The following is a 12,513-nucleotide window of genomic DNA, read 5'->3' as shown; positions in this document are numbered from 1 at the left end:
GACACGGAGGACGGAGGAAGCCGGTGGACGGGATGGCGGCTGGTACGACGGCTGGTACGACGGGCGGTGGCGCCCCGGGGGAACGCCCGGGGGAACGCCCGGAGGAACGGCCGGGGGAGCGGCCGATCAGGGTCCTGATAGCGGACGACCAGCCGTTGGTACGGCGTGGCCTGGCCCTGATCCTCTCGCCCGACCCGGCCTTCGAGGTCGTGGGCGAGGCGGGCGACGGCGAGGAGGCGGTGGCCCTGGCGCACCGGCTGCTGCCGGATGTGGTCGTGATGGACATCCGGATGCCGCTGCTGGACGGCGTCGAGGCGACCGGCCGGCTCGCGCGGGAGGTGCCCGGGTGCCGGGTACTGGCGCTGAGCACCTTCGACATGGACGAGTACGTGGTGGCCGCCCTGCGCGCGGGCGCGTACGGCTTCCTGCCCAAGGACATCTCGCCGGAGGAACTGGTCGCGGCGGTGCGGGTGGTGCACACCGGCGAGGCGGCGGTGGCGCCCCGGCTGATGACCCGTCTGATCTCGACGTACGTCCGGACTCCGCGCCGCCCGGAACCGCCGGTCGTCACGGATGCGGGTGGGCTTACGCGGCGTGAGGTGGAGGTGTGGCGGCTGATGGCGACGGGGCTGGACAACGCGGGGATCGCGGGGGCGATGGACATCAGTGTGTCGACGGTGAAGAACCACATCACGGGGGTGTTCGGGAAGCTGGGGGTTCGGGATCGGGCGCAGGCGGTGATCGCGGCGTATGAGACGGGGTTGGTGGAGGTGGGTGGGTAGGGGGCGGTGTGGTGGTGCGGGGTGGTGCGCCTGCGGCGGGCCTTTTCCCCTACCCGCCCCTTCCCGAATGTCCTCAAACGCCGGACGGGCTGAAAATCAGCCCGTCCGGCGTCTGGAGACGGGGGTCCGAGGGGGTGGGTAGGGGACAAAGCCCCGCGCAGCGGGACCCTCGCCCGCCCGAGGGGCCGGTACCCACCCCCAAGACCTACTCTGTTCCGCATGATGAGCGAACTACCTGACATGCGGGCCTCCGACGCCGAACGAGAGCGCATCTCCGAAGTCCTGCGCGAGGCCGTCGCCGAGGGGCGGCTCGACATGGAGGAGTTCGAGCAGCGTCTCGACGCGGCGTACAAGGCCCGTACGCGCGGCGAGCTGGAGCCGCTCGTGAAGGACCTCCCCGCCCCCGGATCCGTATCCGCCCCGGCCCCGGTCACCGGAACCGGCACCTGGCGCGACCGCATCGGCGGCACCGGCACCTCCAAGGGCGCCATCGGCGTCTGGGGCGGCTTCCACCGCAAGGGCGGCTGGACGGTGCCGCGCAAGTTCACCGCCTTCGCCATGTGGGGCGGCGGCGAGATCGATCTGCGCGAGGCCCGTTTCGAGGACGGCGAGGTCGTCATCCGGTGCTTCGCCCTCATGGGCGGCATGAGCGTCGTGGTGCCGAAGGACCTGGACGTGCAGGTCAGCGGCGTCGGCATCATGGGCGGTTTCGGCGACCAGGCGACCGGTCCGGGCACCCCGGGCTCCCCGCGGGTGCGGGTCACCGGCCTGGCGGTCTGGGGCGGTGTCTCGGTCGAGCGGAAGCCGACGAAGGCGGAGAAGGAGGAGCGCAAGCGACTCCAGCAGGCCGAGCGCGAGGACCGTCGCGAGGAGCGTCGGCTGAGCCGTGAGGAGCGCCGCGGGGAGCGCAGGCTGGGGAGCGAGGACGGCCGCAAGTCGCTGGAGTAGTGGGGCCGGGGACGGGGTCGTGGGGGTGCCGCTGCGCGGGGCTTTGTCCCCGCCCCGCCCCTTCCCGAATATCCTCAAGCTCCCCCAGCTACCGCTGGGAGGTGCCCCCAGACGGGCTGAAAATCAGCCCGTCCGGCGCTTGAGGACACCGGGTCCGGGGCGGAGCCCCGGTTACGGGAAGGGGCGGGGTGGGGGAAAGCCCGCCGCAGGCGTCCGCCCCGCTGAGCGCTCCGCTGGAACTCCGGCGAGTCATCCGCGTCGTGGCCGGCCGCGCGGTTCCCCGAGCCCTTTCGGGGCGCTGCCGAACCGCACCGGACTTCGCCGAGCCTGCTTAGAGCGCCGCCGCCGCCTGCCCCTTGAGCGTCTCCAGGTTCAGCGCCCGCGCCATCGCCGCGTACCCCGCGTCGCTCGGGTGCAGATGGTCCCCGGAGTCATACGCCGGAAGCAGCCGCTCCGGGTTCTCCGGGTCCCGCAGCGCCTGGTCGAAGTCGACGACGTCGTCGAAGACGCCGCCCGCCCGGATCAGCGCGTTGACGCGCTGCCGGGTGACGTCCTGGCCGGCCGTGGAGCCTTTGTGCCCCTCGAAGGGCATCAGCGTCGAGCCGACCACCCGCATACCGCGCGCGTGCGCCCGCGCCACGAGCTGCCGGAGGCCGCTCACGATCTGCTGCGGGTCGGTCTGCACCGGGCGGCGGAGTATGTCGTTGACACCGAGCTCCATGACGACGACGCGTGCGCCGGTCCGGGAGAGGACGTCGCGGTCGAAGCGGTCGAGGCCGCTCATGTTGTTCACCGGCGCGGGCCCGGAGTTGCCGAGCAGGATCCGGTTGCCGCTGATGCCCTCGTTGAGGACGCCGTAGCGGGGCGCCCCTGCCTCGGTGCGCAGCCGGGCGGCCAGGAAGTCCGTCCAGCGCCGGTTGGCGCCGGGCGTGGAGGTCACGCCGTCCGTGATCGAGTCGCCGATGGCGACGACCGCGCCGTGCGACTCCTGGGTCCAGACGTCGACGGCGCTGAGGTACCGCCAGTAAGGGGTCTTCGCGGTGAACGCGAGGCCCTGGACATCCTCCGTCCGGTCGCCGCGCGCCAGGAAGGAGGTCTGACGGGCGTGCGGGTGGTACGTCACCGGGCCGGACGGGGTGGGCGAGTACGTGGTGACCAGCAGGTCGGCCGCGGCCGGCACGGCGAGCCGGACGGGGTCGCTGAGCAGGGAGCGACCGGCCGGGATGGTCACCGTGGGCTGTCCGCCGAAGGTCAGCCGGCGCATGCTGCCGGGTGCCGCCGCGGGGGAGCCGGGGCCCGCCGAGAGGGCCAGCGAGGCGTGGGTGACGGCCAGTGGCTGCGCACCGTAGAGGTTGGAGAGCTGTATGCGAGCGCCGGTGCCGCCGATGCTGGTGTGCACCACATTGCGGATGGACTGCCCGGCGAAGCCCCTCGGGGTGTTCGGCTCCGCCGCCGAGGGGGAGGTGGCCCAGGAGCCGATCCACTCGCCGGACGCGGCCGGCTCGGCCGTGCCATGGTTTTCGCGCGTGCTCGTCGTGGCCTGACCGTCCTGGCCGCCGACCCCGACGAATATCGCGGTCGAGACGAGTATCACCACGGCCGCCAGCGCGGCGAGGACGGCGTACGCCGCGCCGCGGGGCAGGGGTGGCCTGTTCATGGCGGGAGTCTCCTGGGAATGGCGGAGCGGTGAGCTCCGGGTGCGGAACCGGGGACGAGAACAGCGACTGATCAGCAACAGCGCCCTCGCGGTCCGATCGCCGTTCCATGATCCCACGATGGCTTCGGGGCGCGCCTGTCGGCCGATGGGATCACGCAACGTGTCACATGCGACTTGTCAGACGCCGGGAACTACCGGTGCGTTCCCGGAGTACGTCGAGTAGGGACAATGCACGTGAGGACGGCTGGAACGGGTGGTGCGGATGGAACGGTCCCTTGGTGACGATGCGGAAGCCGCCGAAAGGGTGATGCCCACTGCGGCGGGCGGTCTCACCTATAGCGCCGCAGATGAGGAGAAACGCCGCGGAGTGCGCCGGATGAAGACCCTCGCCACGGGCCTTCTGCTCCTTGTCGCGCTCGTCTACGCCCTTGCCAAATGGGGGCAGTCCTCGGGCGCGGGCGCCTGGTCCGGCTATGTGGCCGCGGCCGCGGAGGCGGGCATGGTCGGCGCGCTGGCCGACTGGTTCGCGGTCACCGCGCTCTTCCGGCGCCCCATGGGCCTGCCCATCCCGCACACGGCGATCATCCCGACGAAGAAGGACCAGCTGGGGCAGAGCCTCGGCGAGTTCGTCGGCGAGAACTTCCTCTCCGGCGACGTGGTCCGGGTCCGGCTGCGCGCCGTCGGCATCTCCTCCCGGCTGGGCGCCTGGCTGGCCGACCCGGCGCACGCGGACCGGGTGACGGCCGAGCTGGCCACGGCCCTGCGCGGCGCCCTCACCGTGCTGCGGGACTCCGACGTCCAGGCGGTCGTCGGCGAGGCCATCACCCGGCGCGCCGACGCCCAGGAGATCGCCCCCGGCATCGGCACGATGCTGGAGAAGATCGTCGCGGACGGCGGTCACCGCCGCGTCGTGGACCTGGTGTGCGTACGCGCCCACGACTGGCTGGTGACGCACGGCGACTCGGTGATGGGCGCGGTCACGGGCGGCGCTCCCGGCTGGACGCCCCGCTTCGTGGACCGCAAGGTCGGCGAGCGCGTCTATAAGGAACTGCTCCGCTTCGTCACGGAGATGCGGGACATGCCGGACCACCCGGCGCGCGGCGCCGTCGACCGCTTCCTCTCCGACTTCGCGGCCGACCTCCAGTCCGACACGGACACCCGGGCGCGCGTCGAGCGCCTGAAGTCCGAGGTGCTGGGCCGGGGCGAGGTCCAGGACCTGATCGCCTCCGCCTGGTCCTCGGTCCGCGCCATGATCGTCGCCGCCGCCGAGGACGAGCGCAGCGAACTCCGCCTCCGCGTCCGGGCGGGCCTGCTGTCCCTCGGCGAACGCATGAAGGCCGACGAGAAGCTCCGCGCGAAGGTCGACCGCTGGCTGGAGGACGCGGCGGTGTACGTGGTGACGACCTACCGCGACGAGATCACGGCCCTGATCACGGACACGGTGGCGAGCTGGGACGCGGACCACACGTCCCGCAAGATCGAGGCCCACATCGGCAGGGACCTCCAGTTCATCAGGATCAACGGCACGGTGGTGGGGGCGCTGGCGGGGTTGTGCATCTATACGGCGTCGAGGCTGCTGGGGGCCTGATCCGGCCTTGCCGGGTCCGCGCACCGGATGCGCCTGCGGTGGCCCTTTTCCCCACTCCGCCCCTTCCCGAACCGGGGCTCCGCCCCGGACCCCGGTCCTCAAACGCCGGACGGGCTGATTTGTTGCCCGGAACCGGGCGGAAAGCCAGCCTCGGACAGGGGCGAAAATTCAGCCCGGCCGGCGTTTGAGGCCACCGCGCGTCAGCGCGGAACGGGGGCCCGGGGCGCCAGCCCCGGTTCCGGGAAGGGGCGGGCCTGGGGCAAATCCCCTCCCCCACCGCCTACTGTCAACCCGTGCTGAAACGTCCCACCTTGCTATGGCTACTGGCCCCCTACATCCTCTACCTCGCCACCCTCCCTCTGACCAACCGCATTCACCCCACCGTCCTCGGCCTCCCCTTCCTCTTCTTCTGGCTCCTCCTCGCCACCCTCCTCACCCCCGCCGCCGTCTTCCTCGCCTGGCGCGGCGACAAGCGACGAGGCCGCGTATGAACACCGTGGTCATGAGCGCGAGCGCGACCGACACCACCGTCGCCACCACCGTCTTCGCGGTCTTTATGCTCCTCACCGTCGCCCTCGGCCTGCTGGCCGTCCGGGGCCGGGGCTCCGGCGGCGGGCTCGCCGAGTGGTCCGTGGGCGGCCGCAGCATGGGCACGGTCTTCATCTGGGTGCTGATGGCGGGTGAGGGCTACACCAGCTTCAGCTACCTCGGCGCGGCCGGCTGGGGCTACAACCATGGCGCGCCGGTCCTCTACGTCATCGCGTACATGTCCTGCGGCTACGCGCTCGGTTACGTCGTCGGCCCCACCCTCTGGTCGTACGCGCGGCGGCACGGGCTTGTCACCATCACCGACATGGTGGCCCACCGCTACAACCGCCCCTGGCTGGGCACACTGGTCGCGGTCCTCGCGACGGTCTGCCTGCTGCCGTACATCCAGCTCCAGATCACCGGCATGGGCGTGGTCGTCTCCACGATCTCCTACGGCGCCATCAGCCTGAACTGGGCGTACTTCATCGCCTTCGCCGTGACGACGGGCTTCGTCGTGGTGAGCGGCCTGCGCGGCAGCGCCTGGGTGTCCGTACTCAAGGACATCCTGGTCATCGGCACCCTCGGTTTCCTCGCCGTGTACGTGCCGCTGCACTACTTCGACGGCTACGGCCCCTTCCTGGACCGCGTCGTGGCGGAGAAGCCGGACTGGCTGACCTTTACCGGGCACGGCGGCAGCGGCCTCGGCGGCACCTGGTTCGTGACGACGAGCTTCCTCAACTCCCTGACCGTCGTCATCTTTCCGACGACCGTCGCCGGTTACCTCGGCGCCCGCAACGCCGACGCCCTGCGCCGCAACGCGGTGCTGCTGCCCTTCTACAACGTCCTGTTGTTCGTGCCCATGCTGCTCGGCATGGCGGCGATCTTCGTGGTGCCGGGGCTCACCGGCTCGGCCTCCAACCTCGCGCTGTTCAAGCTGGTGGTGGACTCGCTCCCGGCCTGGACGGTCGGCGTGATCGGGGTCGCCGCGGCGCTGTCGTCGATCGTCCCGATGGCGGTGTTCATGCTGGTCATCGGCACGATGTGGGGCAAGAGCGTGCTCGGTACGATCCCTCGGCTGGCCGGCCGCCCGGACCGGCAGCGGCTCGCCGCGCAGGTCGTCGTGGTGGTCGCGGGCGTCCTGGCCCTGATCCTCACCTATGCCACGCCCAACACCCTCGTACGTCTCTCCCTTATCTCCTACGAGGGCATGGCTCAGCTCGTCCCCATGATCCTGCTGGGTCTGCTGTGGCGGAAGCTGAGCCTGTGGGGCGCGCTGAGCGGCCTCGTCGTGGGCGGGACGCTGGTGTGCGCGCTGGTCTTCACCGAGAACGACCCCCTGTGGGGCGTCAACGCGGGTGCCCTGGCGCTGGTCGCGAACGTCGCGGTGGCGCTCGCCGTCTCCTGGCTCGGCCCGGCGCCGGCCGACCCGCGGCCCGATGAGGAGGTGCTCGCGAGTGACCCGGGACCGGAGGAATCGGTCCCGGGTCGGGTGACGGTCTGAGGGGCCGGTGTCACGACCGCCCTGATGCCGTGACGGGTTCTACGTTCCGGCGGGCCCCGACGCCGTGATGGTCGGACGGGCGGATCGGACCGTCACCATGGTCAGGGCGCGCCCTGGCCGGGGCCCTGCCCCTGCCCCAGCAGCCCGATGATGCGGCGGCCCAGCGCCCCCAGGGCATGGGTCGCCGGCAGCTTCTTGAGCGTGAAGATCGAGGCCACGGACGTCACCGGCAGTCCGCACAGCACCACGCACCACCCCGCCTGGTCCCTCAGGACCATCTGGTACCCGACCCAGAGATAGGCCAGGACCATGCCGCCGGAGATGACATAGCTCAGCGCCATGACGATATTCCCCAGCACGACGCCCCGATAATGCAGCCGGGCGTCGAGAGTGATGGCGCGGATCGCCCTCCTCAGAGTTCGCTGGTCGACGATTTCCAGGTTCTTCGACAGCTCGATGATCTGAGCTGTATCGACCTTTACGCTGACGGCTCCCCCGTTGCGTGCCATCAGCTTGTTCCGCTCACGTCCGAGGCGATCCTGCGGAGGGTGCGGGTTATCAGGTGATTCTGGTGCGCGGGCTTTACGGCGTTGCCCACCAGGCTGGAGAAGGCGCGCCGTCTTTCCGACGGCACTTCGGCGGGGGGAGAGGTGCGGGACCGCTCGGCGTCCGTGTACTCGCGGATGATCTCCACGAGGATGGCGTCGGCGAGCTGTGGGTTGTCCTCACTGCACCGCAGGAGGCGGGCGGCCTCCATGTTCGACACGTGCTCGGCCGCCATGCTCTGCAGCGTGGCGTTCATCGGCGGGGCCGTCTGGAGCAGGAGCGCCCTCCGGGCGACGGACCGCCGCAGCGCGGTGTAGAAGATGAGGATGGCCGCGGTGGCGGCGGCCGAGACCGTGCACACTCCGATCAGCGGCCACTTGGCGTCGCTCGCGAAGGCCAGCGAGCAGAAGCCCAGTGTCGAAACCGCTGAAAGAAAGCTGCCGGTCACTGCCACCAGGCGCAGCCTGGTGAGGTCCGGGTTTCTTTCGCTGTCACCGCCGTGCCGCGTCCTCACGGCTTCGGTGGTCTGCTTCCCCCGTTCGTCCTGCAGCGCCGCTATCAGCGCCGCGGCCCCTTCGTCGAAGCTGCGTGCTCGCGTTATTCGGGAGCCTTCCGGGTCGGAATTCTTTTGATCCGGTGGTTCGAGAACGCTGAGCACGCCTAAAGCGAATTCTTTTCTCCGCATGGTGCCCCCAGAGGTGTCTTTGAGCCTACCCAACGTAGCAGATCGTCAACCTTCGGTGAACCTATGTGGAAAGGTTTGTAGAACCATGTAGTACGTGTACGGGAGGCGTTCCGGTTGAGCTTAGGGATTACTCGACCGTAAGGAGTTCCTCCGTTCTTAGCGGAACGATTCTTCCGGTCTTGCGGATCGATTTTCCGCTCGAATGTTCGGGGTGTTGCGGGTGGTTCGCCGAGTGACGGGACGCGGGGGAGGGGTGCCGGGCGGCCTCCGGGCGGGCACTCGTCGCGAACCGATCACGGACGGGGTCCTGCCTGGTCGATCGCCAGTACGGCGGTCTAACATCGGCACGAGTGAGTGACGTGATGTGACGTCACCCGATGCCGGAAGGGAGCCATGGTGAGCGCTGCGTTCCGTACGTACGCCGGCGTGTTCCTCTTCCTGCTGGCGGAGCTCCTGCTCGGCCAGAGCGGCCTGATGGGCGCCGTAGCCGTCGCACTCACCGCGAGCGCCGTCGCGGTCGCGGCCGTCTCCGCGCTCCTGCTCTACGCCGCCGTCGCCGCCGCCCGCACGGGCGGCCCCCTCACCCCGACCCGGATCCGCACGGCGATCCGGGACCGCGAGCTGCGCACGGCGTTCCTCGCCCAGCGCGATCCCGACGGCCGGGGCCGCCGCAGGCCCCGCGCTCCGGGCGGCTTCCTCCGTACGGGCCGTACGGGCGCGCTCTGCTGCTGACCGACCGTTTCCAGGCCGGTTCCGGACCGACTCCGGATCGCCTTCGGACCGGCCTCGGGCCGACCCCGCGTCGGCGCCGCCGATGACGCGCTGAGCCGTACGGCTCGTCATGTCGATGAATTCACTTTCCCGACACGACGAGACCCTCGGAGGGCTCTCCATGTCCGCGTTCATCCTTTCTTCTCCGTCTTTCTCCGCGCTCTTCTCCTCGGTTTTCTCCTCGCTCGGTTCGCTGCTCCTGTGGGTGGGCGAGGAGCTCGCCCCGCTCTTCGGCGCCTCCGGGACGGCCGTCGCGGTCGTCCTGCTCACCCTGCTCGTCCGGCTCGCCCTGCACCCGCTCGCCCGCTCCACGGCACGCGGTGAGCGGGCGCGGGCCGAACTCGCCCCGCGCGTCGCCGAGCTCCGGCGCAAGCACTCCCGCGACCCCGAGCGGATGATGCGGGCCGTGCGCGAGCTCCACACGAAGGCGGGCGTGTCCCCGTTCGCGGGCATCGGCCCGACGCTCGCGCAGGCGCCGGTGCTGTTCGCGATGTTCCACCTGTTCTCCACCGGCTCCGGCGGCGCGGAGCTGCTGGACCGCACGCTGCTGGGCGCCCGGCTCGGCGGCCGCTGGGCGGACGCCCTGGGCGACGGCGGCCCGTTCGGCGCGCAGGGCCTGGTGTACGCGGGCCTGTTCGTCCTGGTCGCGGCCGTGGCCACCTGGACGTACCGGACGGCCCGCGCGACGGCCGCGAAGTCCGGTGCCGTAGCGGGCGGCGACAGCGGGGAGGCGCCCGTTCCGGGCATGGCGGCGTTCGCCAAGGTGGCCCCGCTGCTGTCCTTCGGGATGCTCGTCACGGTCGCCCTGGTCCCCCTGGCCGCAGGGCTCTACCTCGTCACCAGCAGCACCTGGACGGCGGCCGAACGGGCCCTCCTGCGCGGGCTGCGCACACCGGAGCCCGCGGCGCCCGCCACGGGCCGGGGGCGGCGTCACGGTTCCGCCACGTAACCGTCCAAGGGCCGAAAGGGCTCTTGCGGAGAGCTCCTCCGTTCTTGCACGATCAACCGGTCGCTCGATGGCCGTCCCCATCGGCCGGCCCGGACGGGCCTGTCCGGGCCGACCCTACGACCTCGGGAGACGTCACCATGAAGCTGCTGCGTGTGGGACCCCCGGGCGGCGAACGCCCGGCGCTGCTGGAGGACGACGGCACGCTGCGCGACCTCTCGTCCGTCGTCCCCGACGTGGACGGCCGGCTGCTGGCCGACCGGGCCGCGCTGGAGCGCGTACGGGCCTCCGTCGGCGCCCGCATACTCCCCGTCCTCGACCCCGCCGGCCTGCGGACCGGCCCGCCCCTGGCCCGCATAGGGAAGATCGTCGGAGTGGGCGTGAACTACCGCGACCTGGCCGCCGAGACCCGCGTCCCCATCCCCGTGGAGCCCGTGCTCTTCCTGAAGGCCCCGGACACCGTCGTCGGCCCGGACGACACCGTCCTCGTCCCTTACGGCAGCGAGAAGACGGACTGGGAGGTGGAACTGGCCGTCGTCATCGGCCGCACCGCCCGCCTCCTGGACACCGACGAGGAAGCCCTCGCCGCCGTCGCCGGCTACACCGTCGCCCACGACGTCACGGAGCGCGCCTTCCAGTTCGAGCGCGGCGGCAGCTGGGACAAGGGCAAGAACTGCGAGACCTTCACCCCGCTCGGCCCCTGGCTCGTCACCCCCGACGAGATACCCGACCCACAGGCGCTCTCCCTGCGCCTGTGGGTCAATGGCACGCTCATGCAGGACGGCACCACCGCCGACCAGATCTTCCCCGTCGCCCACGTCGTCCGGTACGTCAGCCGGTTCATGACCCTGTACCCCGGCGACGTCATCACCACCGGCACCCCGGCCGGCTCCGCCGTCGGCCGCCCCGAGCCCAAGCCGTACCTTCGCGCCGGGGACGTGGTCGAACTGGAGGTCGCGGGCCTCGGCCGCCAGCGGCAGGAGCTGAAGGACGCGCGTCCGGGCGGGTGAATGGCGCGGGCGACGCGTTCTGAATTGTCTCCAAATCGGCATATAGCCGGATATGCAGAAGAGGGTGAGAGCAACGTCCCGCCACCGGCGCCGGCCCTGCCGCGTCGGTCCGACCGCCGCGGTACTCGTCGCCGTCGCGGCCACGTTCTTGTTCTGCGCCTTCACGATGCCGGGCCCGGTACGGGCCCCTGAACCGGTCGTGGTGCGGATCCCCGTCCCGGCCCTGGTCTCGGACCCGGCCCCGGCACCCGCCGCCGGTCCCATGTCGCGCCTGCGCGGCGACTTCCCGCACAGCGGCCCGCCGATGAGTCGGCACATGATGGTGGGCGGGGTGCTGGTGTTTCTGGGGGTGGCGGTGGGGGCGTTGGGCCTGTATCAGGCCCGGCGGGATGACTGAGCCGTCACGGTTCCAGTGATCCGGTGCGTATGGAGTGTATGAAGGTGGTCCAGGCGTGGGGTGTGAATATGAACGCGCCTCGGGTCCGTTCTTTGCTGTCGCCGACGGCGACGAGGTCGTTGGTGAACAACTGCGCCTCGACGCAATTGTCGCCCTCGTCGATGCTGTAGGAGGACTTGCGCCACCTGAGGTGGGGAAGGTTGTGGACTATCACAGGGTCTACCTCACTCCCGTTCTAGTTCGTGTGAGACCGAGGAGATCAGCTCGGCGGACTTCCGGGGCGACAGTGCGGAAGCTTGCAGCCGCTCGAATGCCTTCCTGTACTTCGCCGCCGTCTCGTCCTCCTCCGAGTACAGGTCGCCATGGAGATGGGCCACCTGCACGACATCGAAGTCCAATGGATCGGGGTAGGAGTACAGGACGAAGGACCCGCCCGCGCTCGTGAACTCGCTCTGGGAGTAGGGGATGACCTGGATCGTGACGTCCGGCGTCTCGCCCAGCGTCAGCAGATGCCTCAGTTGATCGACCAATACCTTGGGGCCGCCGATCTGTTGTCGGACGACCCCTTCCGTCATGACCGCCGTGTAGCGCGGAGGATTCCCTCTGAGGAAGATGCTCTGCCGACTCATCCGGATGTCAACATGGAAATTGAGCCTCTGCTCGGACAGCCCCGGTGAGCTGCCAGCGATGACGGCGGTCGCATATTCCTGAGTCTGAAGTAGCCCGGGGATCACTCGTGACTGGAACACCGCGATTCTCGCTGCGTCGGACTCCAAGGTCAGCGCTTCCTTGAAGTCGTCGGTGAACGCGTCGCCATGCTGGCGCCACCAATTGCGCCCGCCGCCCTCGGCCGAGAGGGCGATGAGCCATTGACGTAGCTTCTCGTCCTCGGCCCCGTAGAGGGTGAACAGGGTCTCCAGCTCAAGTCGGGTGACCCGGTGTCGCCCGGTCTCCTGGCGGCTGATCTTCGTCCGCTCTCCGTGGATGGCCCTTGCCGCCTCTTCGATCGAGACGCTGGCCGCTTCGCGGAGAGCTCTCAGCTCGGCGCCCAGCTTCCGACGACGAGCTGTGCGGCGCGCTGAATACCCCATGTCCGTCCTCCCCTTGCCGACTGTGCGCTGCTCAGTTTGGTGCAGGGGTGCCAGACGGTCCGA

The 12,513-nt window shown here is 70.4% G+C and carries 14 protein-coding genes; 9 read left to right on the top strand and 5 right to left on the bottom strand.

Going from position 1 to position 12,513, the window contains the following annotated elements:
- The first annotated feature begins 32 nt into the window (after positions 1–32).
- Both AF335_RS04305 and AF335_RS04300 read left to right on the top strand, forming a co-directional pair.
- The gene (locus AF335_RS04305) at positions 33–782 is read left to right on the top strand and encodes a response regulator (RefSeq protein WP_102917050.1); all 750 of its coding nucleotides are present in this window, start codon (positions 33–35) and stop codon (positions 780–782) included.
- Positions 783–1,022: 240 nt separating this feature from the next.
- Complete coding sequence (locus AF335_RS04300; protein ID WP_184743062.1) at positions 1,023–1,730, top strand: DUF1707 SHOCT-like domain-containing protein; 708 nt, start codon at positions 1,023–1,025, stop codon at positions 1,728–1,730.
- 331 nt (positions 1,731–2,061) lie between these two features.
- Here the strand turns inward: AF335_RS04300 and AF335_RS04295 are convergent, their stop codons facing one another.
- Entirely contained in the window at positions 2,062–3,387 is a 1,326-nt protein-coding gene (locus AF335_RS04295; protein WP_102916845.1) for an SGNH/GDSL hydrolase family protein, read from the bottom strand.
- A gap of 307 nt (positions 3,388–3,694) precedes the next feature.
- On the opposite strand from AF335_RS04295, the gene AF335_RS04290 reads away from it, so the two are divergent.
- The 3 genes from AF335_RS04290 to AF335_RS04280 all read left to right on the top strand — a co-directional run bounded on the left by AF335_RS04290 (position 3,695) and on the right by AF335_RS04280 (position 7,004).
- Positions 3,695–4,975, top strand: a complete 1,281-nt coding sequence (locus AF335_RS04290; protein WP_376697785.1) for a DUF445 domain-containing protein — start codon at positions 3,695–3,697, stop codon at positions 4,973–4,975.
- A 311-nt stretch (positions 4,976–5,286) separates the two neighbouring features.
- Positions 5,287–5,466: a DUF3311 domain-containing protein gene (locus AF335_RS04285; protein WP_102916843.1), complete on the top strand. Its 180-nt coding sequence runs from the start codon at positions 5,287–5,289 to the stop codon at positions 5,464–5,466.
- A complete protein-coding gene (locus tag AF335_RS04280; RefSeq protein ID WP_228773218.1) occupies positions 5,463–7,004 on the top strand; it encodes a sodium:solute symporter family protein in 1,542 nt (513 codons plus the stop codon). The genes AF335_RS04285 and AF335_RS04280 overlap by 4 nt, the downstream gene beginning before the upstream one ends.
- 101 nt (positions 7,005–7,105) lie before the next feature.
- On the opposite strand, the gene AF335_RS04275 is transcribed toward AF335_RS04280, so the two are convergent.
- Positions 7,106–7,513 (bottom strand): hypothetical protein, encoded by a 408-nt coding sequence (locus AF335_RS04275; RefSeq protein WP_102916842.1) that lies wholly within the window; start codon positions 7,511–7,513, stop codon positions 7,106–7,108.
- Positions 7,513–8,064, bottom strand: coding sequence for a hypothetical protein (locus tag AF335_RS04270; protein ID WP_102916841.1), 552 nt, complete (start codon positions 8,062–8,064; stop codon positions 7,513–7,515). Before AF335_RS04270 ends, AF335_RS04275 begins: the two co-directional genes overlap by 1 nt.
- 564 nt (positions 8,065–8,628) lie before the next feature.
- On the opposite strand from AF335_RS04270, the gene AF335_RS04265 reads away from it, so the two are divergent.
- From AF335_RS04265 to AF335_RS04250, 4 genes are all read left to right on the top strand, one after another.
- Positions 8,629–8,967, top strand: coding sequence for a DUF6412 domain-containing protein (locus AF335_RS04265; RefSeq protein ID WP_102916840.1), 339 nt, complete (start codon positions 8,629–8,631; stop codon positions 8,965–8,967).
- Positions 8,968–9,127: 160 nt separating this feature from the next.
- Positions 9,128–9,955, top strand: coding sequence for a YidC/Oxa1 family membrane protein insertase (locus AF335_RS04260; protein WP_102916839.1), 828 nt, complete (start codon positions 9,128–9,130; stop codon positions 9,953–9,955).
- A 137-nt stretch (positions 9,956–10,092) separates the two neighbouring features.
- Positions 10,093–10,962, top strand: a complete 870-nt coding sequence (locus tag AF335_RS04255) for a fumarylacetoacetate hydrolase family protein (RefSeq protein WP_102916838.1) — start codon at positions 10,093–10,095, stop codon at positions 10,960–10,962.
- 64 nt (positions 10,963–11,026) lie between these two features.
- On the top strand, positions 11,027–11,359 hold the full coding sequence (locus AF335_RS04250) for a hypothetical protein (RefSeq protein ID WP_146045426.1): 333 nt from the start codon (positions 11,027–11,029) through the stop codon (positions 11,357–11,359).
- A 4-nt stretch (positions 11,360–11,363) separates the two neighbouring features.
- Here the strand turns inward: AF335_RS04250 and AF335_RS04245 are convergent, their stop codons facing one another.
- Positions 11,364–11,573 (bottom strand): DUF397 domain-containing protein, encoded by a 210-nt coding sequence (locus AF335_RS04245; RefSeq protein ID WP_102916836.1) that lies wholly within the window; start codon positions 11,571–11,573, stop codon positions 11,364–11,366.
- A 10-nt stretch (positions 11,574–11,583) separates the two neighbouring features.
- Positions 11,584–12,450 (bottom strand): helix-turn-helix domain-containing protein, encoded by an 867-nt coding sequence (locus AF335_RS04240; RefSeq protein WP_102916835.1) that lies wholly within the window; start codon positions 12,448–12,450, stop codon positions 11,584–11,586.
- Between the last annotated feature and the right edge of the window lie 63 nt (positions 12,451–12,513).

The sequence above is a fragment of the Streptomyces eurocidicus genome, from assembly GCF_002891295.1.
GTDB lineage: Bacteria > Actinomycetota > Actinomycetes > Streptomycetales > Streptomycetaceae > Streptomyces > Streptomyces eurocidicus.
Note: the sequence above shows the minus strand (reverse complement) of the source record. Positions and strands in the feature narration are given on the sequence as shown.